Source organism: Methylobacterium sp. SyP6R (assembly GCF_019216885.1).
Classification (GTDB): Bacteria; Pseudomonadota; Alphaproteobacteria; order Rhizobiales; family Beijerinckiaceae; genus Methylobacterium.
In genome coordinates, this window is record NZ_JAAQRC020000001.1 from 3,581,568 (window position 1) to 3,599,886 (window position 18,319).

An 18,319-nucleotide genomic window follows, 5' to 3' on the forward strand; every position below is an offset into this window, starting at 1 on the left:
TCCGGCTGCGCGAGACATTTGTAGCTCTCGCCCAAACGTGCCGCAACGATAATCCAAGATACGACAGTGGCCCTCGTGTGAAGCGAAGGCGCCCGGGACGCCTTCTGGGAGAACAGGATGCGATGTCTCAGGCCAGAGCCGCATCCACCTCCTGCCCCCGCCCCAAGCCCCGCATCAGCTCGACGAGGTGCGGCCGCACCCGCAGCTGCTCGGCGTGCAGGCGGCGCACGGCTTCCGTGAGGCTGCCGTCATAGCCCAGCGCCTCGTCCGCGAAGGCGATCATCCGGGCATTGGGCCAGGCCTTTTCGCGTAAGAAGTGGACCTTGGCGACGACCGCCTGCGCGTCGAGATCGGGATGGGCCTGGCCGAGGAGCATCGTCATCGCGGCGGTGGAGCGGGAGATACCGGCATGGCAGTGGATCAGGAGATGGGTCTTGCGCCGCGCCCGCTCGGCCGCCAGGTCCTCGCCGAAGCGCAGGATCGCCTCGACGTCGCGGCGCTCGGGCAGGATCTGGCCGTCGATCGGCTCGATGATGTCGTGGAAGCGCAACGTGGTGCGGTGATGCGCGTCGTAGGCGCCGAAGGCCTCGGGCTCGGGCCAGGCCGGATCGAGGATCGACAGCACGTGGGTGACGCCGCGGGTCGAGTGATGGCCCAGTTCCTCGAGGCCGCAGACCGTGTTCAGGGAGATCGGTTCGGGCTTCACGGCGGGTCGCGCTCCGGCGAGGGGCGGGGCGCCGGTGCGCCGCCGCGGGATCGGCCCGGAATTATCATAGGGTTGGGTCCCGCACGAGAGATTCGCGCAGCGGCATGGCGCGCGATCATGGCGCGCGAGCCCGGGTGCGCTTTCGCCGGAAGCGCGCTACCTGTGGCGCATCGAGGGCATTGGCGCCGATCGAGGAGAGGCATGAAGCGTCGCGACATCCTGACGGCCGGCATCGGCCTCGCCGGCAGCGCCGCCATCGCGGCCCCGGCCGTGGCGCAAAGCGCGCCCGAGCTGCGCTGGCGGCTGCAATCGGCGTTCCCGCGCAACCTCGACGCGCTCTACGGCGCCGCCGAGCTCTTCTCCCGCCTCGTCGCCGAGGCGACGGACAACCGCTTCCAGATCGAGGTCGCGGCCGCTCAAGCGGGCGACTCCGCCGCGCTCCTCGATTCGGTCGGGGGCGGAACCCTGGAGATGGCCTATTCGGCGGCCTATTACGAGGTCGGCCGCGACCCGACCTACGCGCTCGCCACCGCGATCCCCTTCGGCCTCAATGCCCGCCAGCAGAATGCCTGGATGTATCAGGGCGGGGCGCTCGACCTGTTCAACGAGATCTTCGCCAAGAACAAGCTCTACGCGCTCCCCGGCGGCAATACCGGCACGCAGATGGGCGGCTGGTTCCGGCGCGAGGTGAAGTCGGTCGCCGACCTTCAGGGCCTGCGCTTCCGCATCGCCGGCCTCGGCGCGAACGTGCTCGCCAAGCTCGGCGTCGCGACCCAGACGATGCCGGGTGCCGACCTCTACGCCGCGCTCGAAGGGAAGACCCTCGATGCCGCCGAGTGGATCGGCCCCTACGACGACGAGAAGCTCGGCCTCAACAAGGTGGCGCCGTTCTACTATTATCCGGGCTTCTGGGAGGGCGGCACGATGCTGCACTTCTGGTTCAACGCCCAGAAATGGGCCGAACTGCCCAAGGCCTATCGGGCGATCGTGCAGGCGGTGGCGGCGACCGTCAACGTCGACCTCCAGGCCAAGTACGACGCGCGCAACCCGGCCGCCCTGCGGCGCCTCGTCGGCGGCGGCGCGCAATTACGCCCGTTCCCCCAGGAGGTGATGGAGGCCGCCCTCAAGGCCGCGAACGAGATCTACGCCGATCTCGGCGCCAAGAACCCGGACTTCAAGCGCCTCTACGACGCGCTGAAGACCTTTCGCAATGAGGAATACCTCTGGTTCCAGGTCGCCGAGTATACCTACGACAACTTCATGATCCGGGCGCGGGCGCGGGGTTGATCGATACCGCGCCGAGGCCGGGAGGCGCCTATTCGGCGGCCTCCTCGCCCGGCAAGGTGCCGCGGCCCTCCTCGCGCATCAGCGCGCGCACCACGCTCGGCACCGCCTCCAGGGCACCGGCCAGGGTCTCGTCGGCCACGAACAGGCTCTTGATCTCCGGGCTGGTGATGCAGACGAGGCCTTCCCCGCTTTCCTCGACCCGCAAAGTGAATTGCCGCATCGCTCGACCGCTCCCTCACGCCCGGCTCCGATCGCCCCGCGATGCACGAGGCGGGCCAGCGTACAGGGGACAACGCGGAGCGCGGCCATAAGCTCCACCGGACGCAGGAGGAAGCTGGCAAAAATCCTTTGTTGAAAGAATAGGCAAAAAGAAAAAAGGCCACTCTTGCGAGCGGCCCGAAGTCTAGGGAGGAAACGCCCAAGGAGGGCAGCGGGATCGCGACGCCATCGCGTTCCCGCACTGCAATAACATAGGTGTGCGCTGCCGGATGGCAAGGCGCGATTATCGGCAGCGCTGCCGCTTTCGCAGGCAGCGACGGCGCGCCGCGCTGGATCGCGCCCTGCTACGGCCTAGTTCGGGCGCACTGGCGGGGGTGCGGAAATGGCGATTCAGGCGGGGCGGATCCGGGTTCTGAAGGATATGGAGCCGCGGGAGGGCGCCTACGTGCTCTACCTGATGCAGCAGGGCATGCGCAGCCGCGACAACCCGGCCCTCGAAGTCGCCGTCGAGGAGGCCAACCGCCTCGGGCTGCCGGTGGTGGCGGGGTTCGGCCTCCTCGACGGCGGCGCCCATTTCCCCGAGGCCAATGCCCGCCACTACGCCTTCCTGCTCCAGGGCCTCGCCGACGCCAAGGCCGGCCTCGAACGCCGCGGCATCGCCTTCGTGCTGCGTCGCGCGACGCCGGCGAAAGCTGCCCTCGATTTGGGCAAACGAGCCGCGGTGTTGGTGCTCGATCGCGGCTACCTGACGATCCAGAAGGGCTGGTACGCCGAGATCGAAAAGAAATTCGACGGCCGGCTGATCCAGGTCGAGGGCGACGTGGTCGTGCCGGTCGAGGTCGCTTCGACCAAGCACGAATTCGCCGCCCGGACGCTGCGGCCGAAGCTGCACAAGACCTGGGAACCCTATCTGGCGCCGTTGCGGGCGCGGAAGGTCAAGCATCCGGCCGACGACCTGGATTTGAAGAGCGACATCGACGTCTCGGATCCCGATGCGGCGCTCGCCGCGATGACCCTCGACCGCTCCGTGCCGCCGGTGCGCCGCTTCCGCGGCGGCGAGATCGAGGCGTATCGCCGGCTGGAGGCCTATCTCGCCGGGCCCTTCGCCGATTACGGCACCGTGCGCAACCGGCCCGAGGCGGGGGCGGCCTCGCACCTGAGCCCCTACCTGCATTTCGGCCAGATCTCGCCGGTGGCCGCGGCCCTCAAGGTGCAGGCGGCCAAGAAAGGCGGCCCGGAGGACCGGGCGGCGTTCCTGGAGGAGCTGATCGTCCGGCGCGAATTGGCGATGAACCACGTCCACACCAATCCGGGCTATGAGCGCTACGAGACGGCTTTGCCGGACTGGTCCCGCAAGGCTCTGGCGGAACACGCCGGCGATCCGCGCCCGCACCTCTACGACGAGGAGGCGCTGGCGCAAGGCCGCACCCACGACGAATACTGGAACGCCGCGATGCGCGAGATGCGCGAGACCGGCTACATGCACAACCACCTGCGTATGTACTGGGGCAAGAAGATCCTCGAATGGTCGCCCTCGCCCGAAGAGGCCTTCGCGGTAACGTTACGGCTCAACAACCGCTACTTCCTCGACGGGCGCGACGCGAACTCCTTCACCAATGTCGGCTGGCTGTTCGGCCTGCACGACCGGCCGTGGGGCCGGCGCAAGGTGTTCGGCACCGTGCGCTATCTCGGGCCGAACACGCTCAAGAAATTCGACGCCAAGGCCTACCTGAAGGCGGTCGACGCGTTGTGCGCGGCGGAGGCGTGAAGACAGCACGTGTTCGGGCAAGCCGAGAGGGATTTTCTCGATCCCACACGCGACCTCGGGATGAGGTTGCGAATGGGAGAGGAAGGATCACCCTCGAGCCAGCCCATGGTTGACCGCCCCATGCGCCGGCGCCATCAACCCGCATGACCTCCCCCACCTCCCTCGCGCCCTGGCGCGCCACGATCCTGACCCTGTACCCTGAGATGTTCCCCGGCCATCTCGGGCTGTCGCTCGCCGGCGATGCCCTGGCGCGAGGCGCCTGGAGCCTGGAGGCGCGCAACATCCGCGACCACGGCATCGGCCGGCACCGGGCGGTGGACGACACGCCGGCCGGTGGCGGGGCCGGGATGGTGCTGCGCTGCGACGTGCTCGCCGCCGCGATCGATGCCGCCTCCTCCGCCGACGATCCCCGCCCGCGCCTGCTGATGAGCCCGCGCGGCCGGCCGCTGACGCAAGGACGCGTCCGGGCGCTGAGCGAGGGGCCGGGCGTCATCGTGGTCTGCGGCCGGTTCGAGGGCGTCGACGAGCGGGTGATCGCGGGACGCGCCCTCGAGGAGGTCTCGATCGGCGATTACGTCCTGTCGGGGGGCGAGCCCGCAGCCCTGGTGCTGCTCGATGCCTGCGTGCGCCTCCTGCCCGGCACGATGGGCAAGCACGCCTCCGGCGTGGAGGAGAGCTTCGAGAGCGGCGGCCTCGAATACCCGCACTACACGAGGCCGCGGGACTGGGAGGGACGCGAGATCCCCGAGGTGCTGACCGGCGGCAACCATGCGGCGATCGCCCGCTGGCGGGCGGCGGAATCCGCCCGGCTCACCCGCGAGCGCCGCCCGGACCTCGTCCCGGACCTCCCGGCACCGGGCCGCATGCCCTGAGCGGCGGCGGATCGTCGACGCCTGGGGACACCCCGGCGCAGGATGCGGAAAAGACAACACAGGTAAATGTCCGCGGGGACGGTCCTTCCTAGAGGGTCACCATCGCCCGGCGCCGTCCCTTGCCGCTTTCTTCCGGCGACGCATTCCCGGACCGCCCTGCCCCGGACCTTCCGCGCCGCCATGCCCGATTCCGCCCGCTACCTGCTGCACCGGCCCGAGATCCTGGAGTCCCTGCGGCGGGGCGAGGCGGCTCTCGACCGGGTGATGGAAGGCACCGGTCGCCTCTACCCGGCCGGCCGGCTGCTGGTGGCGGCCGACAGCCCGAACACCACGATCTTCCGCCTGCGCAAGGGCTGGGTCGGCCGCCTGCGCACCCTGGAGGACGGGCGCAGCCAGTTCATCCTGATCTTCCTGCCCGGCGACCTGTTCGCGGTCAAAAGCCTGTTCGTCACCCACAGCCCGGACGCGGTCCAGGCCCTGTCCGAGATCCTGGTCGAGCAGGTCGACCACCGCACCCTGCGCGAAGCCTACGAGCGCGACACCGACCTCGCGACCCGCTGCCTGTGGCAGGTGATCGAGGAGGAGCGCCGGCTGCACAACTGGGTCGTCGGGCTCGGCCGCGGCAGTGCCGACGAGCGCCTGGCGATGCTGCTGGTCGATTTCCGCGGCCGCCTGATCCGCTCGGGCGTGCTGGCGCCGGGGGCGATGGCCTACGACCTGCCGATGACCCAGGAGCAGATCGGCGACCATCTCGGCATCTCGAACGTGCACGTCAACCGGGTGCTGCGGTCGTTCCGGGAGGACGGCGTCGTCACCATGCGGGGGCGCCGGGTGACGATCGGCGACCTCGATGCCCTGGTGCGGATCGCCGGGCCGCTCCTCGACATGTCGGAGCGCGACGCCCCGGAATTCGTCGGGCGGCGGGAGGCGGAAGCCGGACAGGGCGGCGACGATGCCGGTCCCTGAGGACGGGATGGACCGGTTCCATGCCGCCGCGGCCCAAGCCGCCCTGATGCTGGTCGAGAGCCTGATGCTCGTCCTCGTCGAGCGCGGCGTGATCCCGGCGGACGAGGTGATCGAGGCGGTGGAGACCGTGATCGAGACCAAGCGCCGCCTGGTCGAGGACGGGCACGAGCCGCAGACCGCGTCCTACGCCGCCGCCATGCTCGCCACCATCGCCAACAGCCTCGCGGCAGCGGGGCCGGCGACGAAGGGTTGATGCCGCGCCGGCCGATACACCCTGGCGTCGGACCGGGGCTACGGGGTATCGCTGGCCCGACACCCCACCGGAGCCCCGTCCGTGAGCCGCTCGATCCCGCGCCGCCTCGCCCTTCTCGCCCTGCTGGCCCTCGCGCCGGCCCTCGGCCGGCCCGCAGCCGCGCAGGATCGGGCGATCACGCTGGCCTCGACCACCTCCACCGAGCAATCGGGCCTGTTCGGCCACCTGCTGCCGATCTTCCAGCGGGAGACCGGCATCGCGGTGCGGGTCGTCGCCGTCGGCACCGGCCAGGCGCTCGCCATCGGCGCCAAGGGCGACGCCGACGCGCTCCTCGTCCACGACCGGCCCGGCGAGGACAAGTTCGTCACCGAGGGCCACGGCCTCGACCGCCGCGACGTGATGGCAAACGACTTCGTGATCGTCGGGCCGGCCGCCGACCCGGCCGGGATCAAGGGCGGGCGCGACGCGACGGACGCGCTCGCCCGCATCGCCAAGGCGAAGGCCCCCTTCGCCAGCCGCGGCGACGACAGCGGCACCAACCGTACCGAACTGCGCCTGTGGAAGAAGGCCGGCATCGACGCCCGCGGCCTGGGGAGCGGCTACCGAGAGCTCGGCCAGGGCATGGGCCCGACGCTCAACGCGGCGGCCGCGATGGACGCCTACACCCTCACCGACCGGGCGACCTGGGCGAGCTTCAAGAACCGCCAGAACCTGGTGATCCTGGTCCAGGGCGATCCCGCCCTGTTCAACCCCTACGGTTCGATCCTGGTGAACCCGTCGAAGAACCCGCAGATCCATGCGGCCGATGCCAGGATCTGGCACGAGTGGCTCACTTCCGAGCGCGGCCGGGCAGCCATCGCCTCGTTCAAGATCAACGGCGAGCAGCTGTTCTTCCCGACCGGCACGATGCCGAGCCAGTAATCAGGCCCGCGGCAGCGCCGCCACCCGGTTGATCCCGAAGGCGGCGGCGCTCACCACCAGCGTCAGGCTGACGAGGACGAGGCCTAAGCCCAAGGCCAGCGCCAGGTCGCCGCGGCTCGTCTCGAGCGCGATGCTGGTCGTCATGGTGCGGGTGTAGCCGCGGATGTTGCCTCCGACCATCAGAATGGCGCCGACCTCGGCGATCGCCCTTCCGAACGCCGCGAGGAACGCGGTGACGAGGGGAGCCGGCGCCATGGCGAGCAGGATCAGGGCCGCGTGGCCCGTGCCCACCCCGTCGACCCGCAAGGCATCGCCGTATTCGGCCCACAGGGCCTCGCAGGTGCGATGCGAGAGCGCCGCCACGATCGGCAGGGCGAGCGCCCCTTGCGCGATCACCATGGCGCCCGGCGTGAACAGCAGGCCGAGGCTCCCGAGCGGCCCCGAGCGCGAGACCAGCAGGTACAGCACGAGCCCGACCACCACCGGCGGCAGGCCGAGCAGCGCGTTGACGAGGACGAGGAACAGCCCGCGGCCGGGAAACCGGGTCGCGGCGAGCAGCGCCCCCAAAGGCGCGCCGAGGAGGAAGCCGAGGCCGGCCGCCGTGAGGCTGACCCGCAGCGACAGGCCGACGATGGCGACGAGATCGGGATCCGCCCGCAGAATCATCGCGACCGCCAGCCCCAGGGCGCGCGCGAACTCGTCCATGTCACCCCCGTCTTGCATGTCACCCCCGTCTTGCCGTTCCCGTCGTATCCGGCGGGACGGCGGCGGGCCAGGGCACAGCGAAGACGGGCTTGACGCAGCCGCCGGCGCGGCGCATCCCCGGCGGCGGGACACCTCCCCCCACCGGGAGGCGCCCATCTGGAAGGATGGACACCAGCATGACGACGACCCGCCTCCCCGAGGTGCGCCCGCGCGCGCCCTTCTTCTCCTCCGGCCCCTGCGCCAAGCGCCCCGGCTGGACCCCCGAGGCCCTCTCCGACGCGGCGCTCGGCCGCTCGCACCGGGCGAAGCTCGGCAAGGCCAAGCTCAAGCAAGCCATCGACCTCACCCGCACGGTCTTGCAGGTTCCGGCCGACTACCGCATCGGCATCGTGCCGGCCTCCGATACCGGCGCCGTCGAGATGGCGATGTGGTCGCTGCTCGGCGCCCGCCCGGTCGACATGCTGGCCTGGGAATCCTTCGGCGAGACCTGGGTCACCGACGCGATCAAGCAGCTCAAGCTCGACGCCCGGGTCGTCAAGGCGCCCTATGGCCGCCTGCCCGACCTCTCCACCGTCGACACCCGCACCCGCGACGTGGTGTTCACCTGGAACGGCACCACCTCGGGCGTGCGCGTGCCGAACGCCGACTGGATCGCCGCCGACCGCGAGGGCCTGACGATCTGCGACGCCACCTCGGCGGCCTTCGCGCAGGACCTCGACTGGCCAAAGCTCGATGTCGTCACCTTCTCCTGGCAGAAGGTGCTCGGCGGCGAGGCGGCGCACGGCATGCTGATCCTCTCGCCCCGCGCCGTCGCGCGGCTGGAGAGCCACGTCCCGGCCTGGCCGATGCCGAAGATCTTCCGCATGACCAAGGGCGGCAAGCTGATCGAGGGCATCTTCCAGGGCGAGACCATCAACACGCCCTCGATGCTGGCGGTCGAGGACTATATCGACGCGCTCCTGTGGGCGGACAAGCTCGGGGGGCTGCCGGCCCTGCGCGCCCGCGCCGACCGCAATGCCGGCGTCATCGCCGACTGGGTCGCCCGCACGCCCTGGATCGCCAATCTCGCCGAGGATCCGGCGACGGCGTCCAACACCAGCGTCTGCCTGGTGGTGAGCGATCCCGACGTGGTCGGGCGCGGCCCCGAGGCCGTGGCCTCCGTCGCCAAGGGCATCACGACGGCGCTCGAGCGCGAGGGCGTCGCCCTCGATATCGGCTCGTACCGCGACGCGCCTCCCGGCCTGCGGATCTGGTGCGGCGCCACGGTCGAGGCGTCCGACCTGGAGGCCCTGACGCCGTGGCTCGACTGGGCCTTCGCCCAGGAGAAGGCTCGCCTGACCCAGGCGGCCTGACGCCCACCATCGCCGTATCTTGGCGCCGGAACCCCGCATGAGCGGGAGCCGGCGTCGGCCGGGCGTGGCCCACGACGATCACACATTGCCGAATGAAGCGCGGGTTCTCTCCTCTCCCCGCGGGCGGGGAGAGGGTCGCTTGCACCTTGGTGTGCAAGCGACGAGCGCAGGGGCAGCCGGAGCGAGGGTGAGGGGGTGTCTCCGGATGAGACTCTTCCGGCACCACCCCCTCACCCTCGGCTGCCGCCTCGCTGTTGACCCGACAAGGGGTCAACAGCCCTCTCCCCGCCCGCGGGGAGAGGAGGATGCGCACAACCCGGTGTGACCGCGCGAGCCCCCGGCCGACCCGCTCCCTCAGCGGGGCGATGGCGCGACCCCGTTCGAGGCTCGCCATGCCCACCCCCATCAAAAAAGTCCTGATCTCCGACACCCTTTCCCCCGCGGCGATCGCGATCTTCCGCGAGCGCGGCATCCAGGCCGATCTCCGCCCCGAGCTCGGCAAGGACAAGGAAGCCCTCGCCGCGGCCATCGGCGAGTATGACGGCCTCGCCGTCCGCTCGACCACGAAGGTGTCCGCCGCGCTCCTGGAGCGCGCCGGCCGCCTCGCGGTGATCGGCCGGGCCGGCATCGGCGTCGACACGATCGACGTGCCCGCCGCGACCGCCCGCGGCGTGATCGTGATGAACACGCCGCACGGCAACGCCGTGACCACCGCCGAGCACGCCATCGCGCTGATGCTCTCGCTCGCCCGCCAGATCCCGCAGGCCGACGCCTCGACGCAAGCGGGTCGCTGGGAGAAGAACCGTTTCCTCGGCATCGAGCTGACGGCGAAGACCCTCGGGGTCATCGGCTGCGGCAATATCGGGGCGATCGTGGCCGACCGCGGCATCGGCCTCAGGATGCGGGTCATCGCCTACGACCCGTTCCTGACGCCCGAGCGCGCCGTGGCTTTGGGCGTCGAGAAGGTGGAGCTCGACGACCTCCTGCGCCGGGCCGACGTCATCACCCTGCACGTCCCGCTCACCGACAAGACCCGCAACATCCTCTCAGGTGAGGCGCTGGCGCGCACCAAGCCCGGCGTGCGGATCGTCAACTGCGCCCGCGGCGGCCTCGTCGACGAGGTGGCCTTGCGCGCCGCTCTCGAATCCGGCCACGTCGCGGGCGCGGCCTTCGACGTGTTCACCGAGGAGCCGGCCAAGGACAACGTGCTGTTCGGCCATCCGAACATGGTCTGCACGCCGCATCTCGGCGCCTCGACCACCGAGGCGCAGGAGAACGTGGCGCTCCAGGTCGCCGAGCAGATGAGCGACTACCTGCTCCACGGCGCGATCCGCAACGCGGTCAACTTCCCGTCGATCTCCGCCGAGGAGGCGCCGCGCCTGCGGCCCTACGTGACGCTCGCCGAGCAGCTGGGCTCGTTCCTCGGCCAGCTCACCGAGGCGCCGATCCGCGGCATCCGCCTCGTCTACGAGGGCGAGGCGGCGGAGCTGAACACCAAGGCGCTCACCGCGGCCGCGGTGACCGGCGCGCTGCGGCCGTTCCTGGAGGGCGTCAACATGGTCTCGGCGATCGAGGTGGCGCGGGCCCGCGGCATCCAGGTCGAGACCGCGACCCGCACCGCCGTCGAGGGCCCCTACGCGTCGCGCCTCCACCTGACGGTCGAGGCCGAGGACATGCCCCGCGACGCCGCCGGCACGGTGTTCGGCGACGGCCGCCCGCGCTTCGTCGAGATCCGCGGCATCGCGCTCGAGGCCGCGGTGGCGCCGCACATGCTCTACATCCGCAACGCCGACCAGCCCGGCTTCATCGGCCGGTTCGGCACGCTGATGGGCGAGGCCGGCGTCAACGTCGCCACCTTCCATCTCGGCCGCGACCGGCCGGGCGGCGACGCGATCTGCTTTGCCGCCATCGACGAGGCGGTCTCGCCCGACCTCCTGCAGGCGATCGAGGCGATTCCGCAGGTGAAGCGGGCGCGGGCGGTACGGTTCTGAAGGGGCGTGAGGCGGGATTGCCGGATGGCGTCCCGCCTCCTCAGCGGATGGTTTCGACCGCGACGGCCGCGGTGGCCGCGATGTCGCGCCAGCGCCGCTCCGCCGTCAGCGCCGTCGCAGCCTCCCGCCTGGCCAAGGCCAGGCAGTAGCGGTCGCCGAGCGACAGGCCGAGATGCAGCGTGATCGGCCTCAACATCCCGGCGGAGACGGACAGGTCCGCATCCGCCGGCACGACGCGAATCGGGAGCGGCCGCAGCATCGCCTCGATGTCGGAACGCGCCGCACCGAGCTTGGCGTAGTGGCTGACGACCTCCGCCCAGTTCACGCGCCCAGTTCACGGCCCCCATGGCGGCGCCATCGATGACGGCCTTGACGCGATCCGCGCCCGGCTCGTCGAGCAGGAGGGCGAGAAGGGCCGAGGCATCCAGAACGAAGACGCTCATTCGGCCCCTGTGTCGCCGGCACGCGCCGCGAGAAAGTCGTCGACCGACGCACCGGCCCGCCCCGCGACCAAGCGGCGGCTCAAGGCTTGGGCCCGAGCGACGGCCTGATCCAGCGTACGCAGCACGATCGCATCGCCGGTATCCTCGACCAAGACTTCCCCCCCTGCGCGAGGCCGTGCCTCTCGCGCAGGGCAGCGGGAAGGCTGAGGCTCCCATTGGGCAAAACCATCGCCTTCATGACGATCTCCCGATCTCGATCGACACCATAGCACGGATGGGCATGTGCCGGATCATCGTCCTCGGACGCCGGACCGATCCTCTCGCCGGGGTGGTCCGAAGGGCACGCCTTGTCGCGAAACGATGTCCCGCCGATGCCCGGGCGTGGCTGCGCGCCGACACGCTCTCAGGCGCGCCACCGTGCAGGCTCCCCCACCCCACCTTTCGTGCTAAACCCCGCCCCATGAAGATCGACGGCCGCCACTACCGCACCATCTTCCCCGCGCCCGACGGCGAGGGGATCTGCGTCATCGACCAGACCCGCCTGCCCTTCGCCTTCGAGACGAGGACGCTCACGACCGAGGCGGAGGCCGCCATCGCGATCCGCACCATGATCGTGCGCGGTGCGCCGCTGATCGGCGCCACCGCCGCCTACGGGCTGGCGCTGGCGATGCGGGAGGACCCGTCCGACCGCAACCTCGACGGGGCGCGGGCGCGGCTCGCCGCCACGCGGCCGACAGCGATCAACCTGGCCTGGGCCCTCGCCCGGGTCGCAGGCCTGCTGCACCCCCTCGCCCCGGCCGAGCGCGAGGCCGCCGCCTTCGCGGAGGCCGCCCGCATCGCCGACGAGGACGTGGCGAGCTGCCGGGCGATCGGCGAGCACGGGGCGGCCTTGATCGCCGACATCGCCCGCACGAAGAGCGGACCGGTCAACGTCCTGACCCACTGCAATGCGGGCTGGCTCGCGACTGTCGATTGGGGCACGGCGCTGGCGCCGATCTACGTCGCGCACGATGCCGGTCTGCCGATCCATGTCTGGGTCGACGAGACCCGCCCGCGCAACCAGGGCGCGGCGCTCACCGCCTACGAGCTCAAAGCCCACGGCGTCCCCCACACGGTGATCGCCGACAATGCCGGCGGGCATCTCATGCAGCATGGGCAGGTCGATCTCTGCATCGTCGGATCGGACCGCACCACCTCGACCGGCGACGTCTGCAACAAGATCGGCACCTACCTGAAGGCGCTCGCCGCCCGCGATTGCGGCGTGCCGTTCTACGCCGCGCTCCCGTTCTCGACGATCGACTGGACGCTCACCGACGGCGTCGCCGGCATCCCGATCGAGGAGCGCGACGCCCGCGAGGTGACCCACCTCACCGGCCGCACCGACGACGGCGCCTTCGCCACCGTGGCGGTGGTCTCGCCCGGCAGCCCCGTGGCGAACCCGGCCTTCGACGTGACCCCGGCTCGGCTCGTCACCGGCATCATCACCGAGCGCGGCGTGGCGGAGGCGACGCCGGAGGGGCTGCTCGGGCTGTATCCGGAGCGGAGGGCGGCGGCGTAGACTGCCTCGTTGCAGAACGAGAGACGACACGTCCACCTCACAGGGTCATCCCGGGGCCGCGTCGCGGAACCCGGGATGACGATGGAGGGTGGAACGACCCTGCGGGTCACGGGCCCCGAGCGGACCGCCGATCACGCCCCCCGGCTCGGCGCCAGCCACGCCCCCGAGAATCGGAACACCGGCTCCCCGCGCTGGTTGGTTCCCGTCGCCGTGTGGCTGACGACGCCCCAGCCCGGCCGGGTGCGCGAGGGCCGGGCCTCGGTCAGGGTCACGTCGTAGCGGATCGTGTCGCCGGCATAGACGGGCTTCAACCATTGCAGGTCGCGAAAGCCCGGCGAAGGCCCGCCTTCGACGATCGGCTCGCCGCGCTGCATCGCGAGCGCCCGGCCGCGGTCGCGGCCCGCCACCATCCGCTTCATCCACGCCGCCGCCGTGTGCCAGCCCGAGGCGCACAAGCCGCCGAAATGCGTCTGCGCGGCCGCCGCCTCGTCGACGTGGAACGGCTGCGGGTCGAAGGCGCGGGCGAAGCGCAGGATGTCGTCGCGGGTGAAGTGGTGCGCGCCGAGGTCGAAAGACCGGTTCAGCGGCATGTCCTCCAGGTAGGCGGAGGGCAGCGCCTCACCGTCGGGCAGAGCGGCCGGCGCCGGCTCCTCCGGCGGGCGCGGACGGGGCGGCAGCGGCGGCGTGCCGGCCTTGCCGAACATCGCCCAGAAATCCTGGGTCATCACCGGCTGTCCGGCGCCGTTGGTGATCGTGAGCAGGAAGCGCACGAAGCCGCGGTCGGGCTTGCTGCCGGAGGGCCGGCTCTCGGTCACGCTCATCCGCATCGACAGTTCATCACCCGGCCGCACCGGGCGCAGCCAGCGCACCTCCTCGATGCCGGGCGAGCCCATCGAGCTCGATTGCAGGATGAAGCCGTCGGCGACGAGCCGCATGCCGAGCGCGCAGGTATGCCAGCCCGAGGCGATCAGCCCGCCGACGAAGCTCTCTTTCGCCGCCGCCTCGTCGGTGTGGAAGCCCTGCGGATCGAATTCGCGGGCAAAGCCCACGATGTCGTCGCGGCTCACGACTAGCGGCCCGAAATCGAGCGTGACGCCGGGCGTGAGATCCTCGAAGCAATAACGGGGCATGGGGAGCGTCCGGCGGCGTTGCGGGCCGCCGGGCTAGCACGGCGAAGGTCTGACGCAAACGCCTTTAACCGAAGGCCCCCGCGGCCTTGTGGGCGAGGCGGATCGGCTCGGGCAGGCGGAATTTCGGCGCACAGGCCAGCACCAGGGCGACGCTCGACGGGATGTCGGCGAGGTGCCCCGGCGAGATGAAGAGCGGGTGCTTGCCCGTGCGGGTGCGGACCACCGCGCCGATCGTCTCACCCTTGTCGATCAAGGGCTGGTGGGCGCCCTTCTCCTCGGCGAGCGGGGCGTTGCGGCCGCAGAGCCGGGTCTTGCCGACCCCGATCGTCGGACGCTGGAGCCACAGGCCCAGATGGCTGGCGATGCCGATGCGGCGCGGATGCGCCGTTCCCATGCCGTCGAACAGGAACACGTCCGGCTCGGCCTTCAAGCGCCCGAACGCCTCTTCCAGCACCGGGCCCTCGCGAAAGCTCAGCAAGCCCGGCACGTAGGGGAACGGCGTCGGCATCAAGGCCGTCACGGTCTCGACCACCCGGAAATCCGGATAGGTCGCGACCACGATCGCCGCGTGCGACCGGTCGTTCTTCACGCTGACGTCGACGCCGGCGACGAGCCGCACGGCGTCGAGATCGAGGGCTTTGTCGGCCACGATCTCGTCGGCGAGCTCACGCTGGAGCGCCACCGCTCGCGTCGGCGTCAGGTTCCAGTCGTGGCGCCGGACGAGATCCATCGGCTCGTCAGTTGGCGAAGCGGAAATGCAGCACGTCGCCGTCCTGTACCAGGTACTCCTTGCCTTCGAGCCGGAGCTTGCCGGCCTCGCGGGCCCCGGCCTCGCCCTTCAGCGCCGTGTAATCGGCAAAGGCGATGGTCTCGGCGCGGATGAAGCCCTTCTCGAAGTCGGTGTGGATCACCCCGGCGGCGGCAGGCGCGCGGGTGCCCTTGGTGATGGTCCAGGCCCGCGCCTCCTTGGGGCCCACGGTGAAGTAGGTGATGAGGCCGAGCAACTCGTAGCCGGCGCGGATCACCCGGTTCAGGCCCGGCTCGGCGAGGCCGACCGCCTCCAGGTACTCGACCTGTTCGGCCGGCGGCAGCACCGCGATCTCGCTCTCGATCTTGGCCGAGACGACGACCGCCTTGGCGCCCTCCTCCTTCGCGCGGGCGAAGACGGCGGCCGAATGGGCGTTGCCCGAATCGGCCGCGCCTTCCTCGACGTTGCAGACGTAGAGCACGGGCTTGGCCGTCATCAGGCCGAGCTGCGAGAACAGGCGCTCCTCCTCGGCCTTGCGCTGGACGAGGCGGGCCGGCTTGCCGTCGCGCAGGAGCGGGAGGGCGCGCTGGACGAGGTCGAGGGTCTCCTTGGCTTCCTTGTCGGCGCCCTTGGCTTTCTTCTCGAGCGCGGTGAGGCGCTTCTCGAGGCTGTCGAGGTCGGCGAGCATCAGCTCGGTCTCGATCGTCTCGATGTCGGCGATCGGGTCGACCTTGCCCTCGACGTGGGTGACGTCGCCGTCCTCGAAGCAGCGCACGACATGCGCGATGGCGTCGACCTCGCGGATGTTGGCGAGGAACTGGTTGCCGAGGCCCTCCCCCTTCGAGGCGCCGCGGACCAGGCCGGCGATGTCGACGAAGGTCAGGCGGGTCGGGATGATCTCCTTCGAGGAGGCGATCCGGGCGAGGTCGTCGAGCCGGCTATCCGGCACCGCCACCTCGCCCACGTTGGGCTCGATGGTGCAGAACGGATAGTTCGCCGCCTGCGCCGCCGCGGTCTGCGTCAGCGCGTTGAAGAGCGTCGACTTGCCGACGTTCGGCAGGCCGACGATGCCGCATTTGAAGCCCATCAGATCGTTCCGTTCGAATTGCTTGGACCGCCGGCCCGCTTGTCTGGTGCGTCGCCATTGCGGTGTGGAGATGTCGGGGTCAAGCCGGCTTCTCGCCGACGCGCTTCACCTCGTCCCAGCCGCGCCCGGCCATGGCGACGTGGACCTTGTTCTGGAAGCGGGCATCCTCGCCCGCGGCCATGAGCTCGGCCGCGTCCGCCATCGCATCGCACAGGTCCTCGACCCACGGCATCTCGGCCTTGGCGAAGTCGTTGAGCACGTAGGCGTGGACCAGGGCCTTGTCGCCCGGGTGACCGATGCCGAGGCGGGCGCGCCAATACTCGTTGCCGCATTGCGCGGTGATCGAGCGCAGCCCGTTATGGCCGGCATTGCCGCCGCCCTTCTTCACTCGGAGCTTGGCGGGAGCCAGATCGAGCTCGTCGTGGAACACCACCACGCCCTCCAGCGGGATCTTGTAGAAGCGCTGCGCTTCCGCGACCGCCCGGCCGGATTCGTTCATGAAGGTCAGGGGCTTCAGGAGCAGCACGCGCTCACTGCCGATCACCGCCTCGGTGCAGTCGCCCTGGAACTTGCGGCGCCACGGCGCGGCGCGGTGCCGGCGCGCGATCGCGTCGAGCGCCATGAAGCCGATATTGTGCCGGTTGCCCGCGTAGCGGGTCCCGGGATTGCCGAGGCCGACGAACAGCCGCATGGCGACAGACAGCTCCCCGAGAAAGCGAAAAGACGCCCCGGGTCTCGCGACCGGGGCGTCCCATGACAGGATGAGGGCGAACCCGGAGGGCTCAGTCCTCCTTGGCGGCCTCGTCCTTGGCGGCCTCTTCGGCAGCCTCGGCCTCGGCCTCGGCGGCCGACTCGGCGCGGGCGGCCTCGGCCACAGCGGCCTCCTCGGCCTCGACCTCGGCGCCGAGCACCGTCGGCGGCACGACCGTGGCGACGACCTCGTCACCGCCGAGCACGAAGGAGACGCCGGCCGGGGCCGGCAGGTCGGAGACGTGGACGGTGTCGCCGATCGCCTTGCCGGTCAGGTCGACCGTGATGGCATCCGGGATCGACTCGGGGGCGACCTCGACCGTGACGGTGTGGTGGACCACGTTGAGCGTGCCGCCCTCCTGCTTGATGCCGGGGGCCGCGTCCTCGTTGGTGAAGTGCACCGGCACCTCGACCTCGATCGACTGGCCGGCGACGACGCGCAGGAAGTCGACGTGCAGCGGCACGCCGGTGACCGGGTCGAGCTGGAAGTCGCGCGGGATCGCCCGGACCTTGCGGCCGCCGGCGCTGATCTCGAACACGGTGGTCCGGAAACCGCCGGCGTAGATCAGGGTGCGGGTGCGGATGAGGTCGATGGCGATGGCCTGCGGCGGCTGGTTGCCCCCGTAGATGACGGCCGGCACCTGGCCCTGGCGACGAACGGCCCGGGCGGCCCCCTTGCCGACCCGGTCGCGTGCCACGGCCTCAAGCGGCTTCACGGCGCTCATGGCGTGATCCTTAAAACTGGTGTTTGCGGATGGCTCAAACGCCGAAGGCCGCCCCCTCGAGGACGGCCCTGTGAACCGACGTCGCCACGCCCGTTCCCAAGACGGGAATCCGGCCTCCAAGGGTGTCCGGCGGGCGGGGTGCTGCTAGCAGACGCGGGCCCCGATGGCAAGAACTGGCGAGAAGCGGGGATCGACCGGGAGTCGACGCGACCGCCGGACGGATCCTTAACCGGTCCGGCGCGAGCCTGCCCGCCATCCCTCCTCCCACCCGGAGATTGTCCGTGACGCGCCCGATCCTCTGGGCCCTCGGCGTGCTCGCCGGCGCCGTGCTGACCGGCGGACCCGTGATCGAGCGGGTCGCCCGGATCGGACGCGCCCCGGCCGCCGCGTCCTCCCCGGCGGCGCCGGGCATCCCGCCCGGATCCGACGGCAGCGTGACCCTCGCCCAGGACCTGTCCGGTCATTTCCGGGTCCACCCGGAGGTCGAAGGGCAGGTGCTGCGCATGCTGGTCGATACCGGCGCCACGCTCTGCGTTTTCACCCGCGAGGATGCGGGCCGGATCGGGCTCAACGTCACCGAGCGCGACTTCACCGCGCAGGTCGCCACGGCCAACGGGCCGGTGCCGGCCGCCCGCGTGCGGGTGCGGGAGATGCGGATCGGCGAAATCAGGTTGCGCGACGTCGACGCCCTGGTGCTGCCGAGCGGACGCCTCGACACGAGCCTGCTCGGCATGTCGTTCCTGCGCCGCCTGCGCGGGTTCGAGGTCGCGGGAGGCAAGATGATCCTGCGAGGATGACTGATCCTGCGGGGCTGAGCGTGGGACCGGCCGGCCGGGCC

20 protein-coding genes are annotated in these 18,319 nt (G+C 70.9%); 10 read left to right on the top strand and 10 right to left on the bottom strand.

Going from position 1 to position 18,319, the window contains the following annotated elements; translation table 11 throughout:
• Positions 1–127: 127 nt before the first annotated feature.
• Complete coding sequence (locus tag HBB12_RS16580; protein WP_236990353.1) at positions 128–706, bottom strand: tyrosine phosphatase family protein; 579 nt, start codon at positions 704–706, stop codon at positions 128–130.
• A 201-nt stretch (positions 707–907) separates the two neighbouring features.
• Between HBB12_RS16580 and HBB12_RS16585 the strand changes: the two genes are divergently transcribed.
• Entirely contained in the window at positions 908–1,993 is a 1,086-nt protein-coding gene (locus HBB12_RS16585; protein WP_236990354.1) for a TRAP transporter substrate-binding protein, read from the top strand.
• A gap of 28 nt (positions 1,994–2,021) precedes the next feature.
• Here HBB12_RS16585 and HBB12_RS16590 read toward each other — a convergent pair whose 3' ends face one another.
• Positions 2,022–2,213, bottom strand: coding sequence for a hypothetical protein (locus HBB12_RS16590; RefSeq protein WP_048429329.1), 192 nt, complete (start codon positions 2,211–2,213; stop codon positions 2,022–2,024).
• Between the two features lie 381 nt (positions 2,214–2,594).
• Here HBB12_RS16590 and HBB12_RS16595 point away from each other — a divergent pair, with 381 nt between their 5' ends.
• The 5 genes from HBB12_RS16595 to HBB12_RS16615 all read left to right on the top strand — a co-directional run bounded on the left by HBB12_RS16595 (position 2,595) and on the right by HBB12_RS16615 (position 6,992).
• Positions 2,595–3,980, top strand: a complete 1,386-nt coding sequence (locus tag HBB12_RS16595) for a deoxyribodipyrimidine photo-lyase (RefSeq protein ID WP_236990355.1) — start codon at positions 2,595–2,597, stop codon at positions 3,978–3,980.
• A gap of 143 nt (positions 3,981–4,123) precedes the next feature.
• Positions 4,124–4,852, top strand: a complete 729-nt coding sequence (gene trmD / locus HBB12_RS16600) for a tRNA (guanosine(37)-N1)-methyltransferase TrmD (protein ID WP_236990356.1) — start codon at positions 4,124–4,126, stop codon at positions 4,850–4,852.
• Positions 4,853–5,032: 180 nt separating this feature from the next.
• Positions 5,033–5,818 (top strand): Crp/Fnr family transcriptional regulator, encoded by a 786-nt coding sequence (locus HBB12_RS16605; protein WP_236990357.1) that lies wholly within the window; start codon positions 5,033–5,035, stop codon positions 5,816–5,818.
• The gene (locus HBB12_RS16610; RefSeq protein ID WP_236990358.1) at positions 5,805–6,071 is read left to right on the top strand and encodes a hypothetical protein; all 267 of its coding nucleotides are present in this window, start codon (positions 5,805–5,807) and stop codon (positions 6,069–6,071) included. Before HBB12_RS16605 ends, HBB12_RS16610 begins: the two co-directional genes overlap by 14 nt.
• Positions 6,072–6,152: 81 nt before the next feature.
• On the top strand, positions 6,153–6,992 hold the full coding sequence (locus tag HBB12_RS16615; RefSeq protein ID WP_442919281.1) for an ABC transporter substrate-binding protein: 840 nt from the start codon (positions 6,153–6,155) through the stop codon (positions 6,990–6,992).
• Here the strand turns inward: HBB12_RS16615 and HBB12_RS16620 are convergent, their stop codons facing one another.
• Positions 6,993–7,697: a TupB family ABC transporter permease gene (locus HBB12_RS16620; RefSeq protein WP_236990359.1), complete on the bottom strand. Its 705-nt coding sequence runs from the start codon at positions 7,695–7,697 to the stop codon at positions 6,993–6,995. It lies immediately after the preceding gene.
• Positions 7,698–7,873: 176 nt separating this feature from the next.
• Here HBB12_RS16620 and HBB12_RS16625 point away from each other — a divergent pair, with 176 nt between their 5' ends.
• Together HBB12_RS16625 and serA are read left to right on the top strand one after the other, a co-directional pair.
• A complete protein-coding gene (locus tag HBB12_RS16625) occupies positions 7,874–9,049 on the top strand; it encodes a phosphoserine transaminase (protein WP_236990360.1) in 1,176 nt (391 codons plus the stop codon).
• A gap of 392 nt (positions 9,050–9,441) precedes the next feature.
• Positions 9,442–11,040, top strand: coding sequence for a phosphoglycerate dehydrogenase (serA, locus tag HBB12_RS16630; protein ID WP_236990361.1), 1,599 nt, complete (start codon positions 9,442–9,444; stop codon positions 11,038–11,040).
• A gap of 40 nt (positions 11,041–11,080) precedes the next feature.
• Here serA and HBB12_RS16635 read toward each other — a convergent pair whose 3' ends face one another.
• Both HBB12_RS16635 and HBB12_RS16640 read right to left on the bottom strand, forming a co-directional pair.
• Positions 11,081–11,365, bottom strand: a complete 285-nt coding sequence (locus HBB12_RS16635; RefSeq protein ID WP_236990362.1) for a PIN domain-containing protein — start codon at positions 11,363–11,365, stop codon at positions 11,081–11,083.
• Positions 11,366–11,479: 114 nt separating this feature from the next.
• Positions 11,480–11,635 carry a hypothetical protein gene (locus tag HBB12_RS16640; RefSeq protein WP_236990363.1) on the bottom strand — a complete coding sequence of 52 codons (156 nt, stop codon included), beginning with the start codon at positions 11,633–11,635 and terminating at the stop codon, positions 11,480–11,482.
• A gap of 308 nt (positions 11,636–11,943) precedes the next feature.
• Here HBB12_RS16640 and mtnA point away from each other — a divergent pair, with 308 nt between their 5' ends.
• On the top strand, positions 11,944–13,041 hold the full coding sequence (mtnA, locus tag HBB12_RS16645; protein ID WP_236990364.1) for an S-methyl-5-thioribose-1-phosphate isomerase: 1,098 nt from the start codon (positions 11,944–11,946) through the stop codon (positions 13,039–13,041).
• 131 nt (positions 13,042–13,172) lie between these two features.
• Here the strand turns inward: mtnA and HBB12_RS16650 are convergent, their stop codons facing one another.
• The 5 genes from HBB12_RS16650 to HBB12_RS16670 form a co-directional block, all read right to left on the bottom strand.
• Positions 13,173–14,171: a MaoC family dehydratase gene (locus HBB12_RS16650; RefSeq protein WP_236990365.1), complete on the bottom strand. Its 999-nt coding sequence runs from the start codon at positions 14,169–14,171 to the stop codon at positions 13,173–13,175.
• Positions 14,172–14,235: 64 nt separating this feature from the next.
• The gene (gene nfi / locus HBB12_RS16655; RefSeq protein ID WP_236990366.1) at positions 14,236–14,901 is read right to left on the bottom strand and encodes a deoxyribonuclease V; all 666 of its coding nucleotides are present in this window, start codon (positions 14,899–14,901) and stop codon (positions 14,236–14,238) included.
• A gap of 7 nt (positions 14,902–14,908) precedes the next feature.
• Positions 14,909–16,006: a redox-regulated ATPase YchF gene (ychF, locus tag HBB12_RS16660; RefSeq protein ID WP_236990367.1), complete on the bottom strand. Its 1,098-nt coding sequence runs from the start codon at positions 16,004–16,006 to the stop codon at positions 14,909–14,911.
• A 79-nt stretch (positions 16,007–16,085) separates the two neighbouring features.
• Positions 16,086–16,697 carry an aminoacyl-tRNA hydrolase gene (pth, locus tag HBB12_RS16665; RefSeq protein ID WP_236990368.1) on the bottom strand — a complete coding sequence of 204 codons (612 nt, stop codon included), beginning with the start codon at positions 16,695–16,697 and terminating at the stop codon, positions 16,086–16,088.
• 91 nt (positions 16,698–16,788) lie between these two features.
• Entirely contained in the window at positions 16,789–17,481 is a 693-nt protein-coding gene (locus HBB12_RS16670) for a 50S ribosomal protein L25/general stress protein Ctc (RefSeq protein ID WP_236990369.1), read from the bottom strand.
• Between the two features lie 281 nt (positions 17,482–17,762).
• On the opposite strand from HBB12_RS16670, the gene HBB12_RS16675 reads away from it, so the two are divergent.
• Positions 17,763–18,278, top strand: coding sequence for a retropepsin-like aspartic protease family protein (locus HBB12_RS16675; RefSeq protein ID WP_236990370.1), 516 nt, complete (start codon positions 17,763–17,765; stop codon positions 18,276–18,278).
• Positions 18,279–18,319 lie beyond the last annotated feature (41 nt).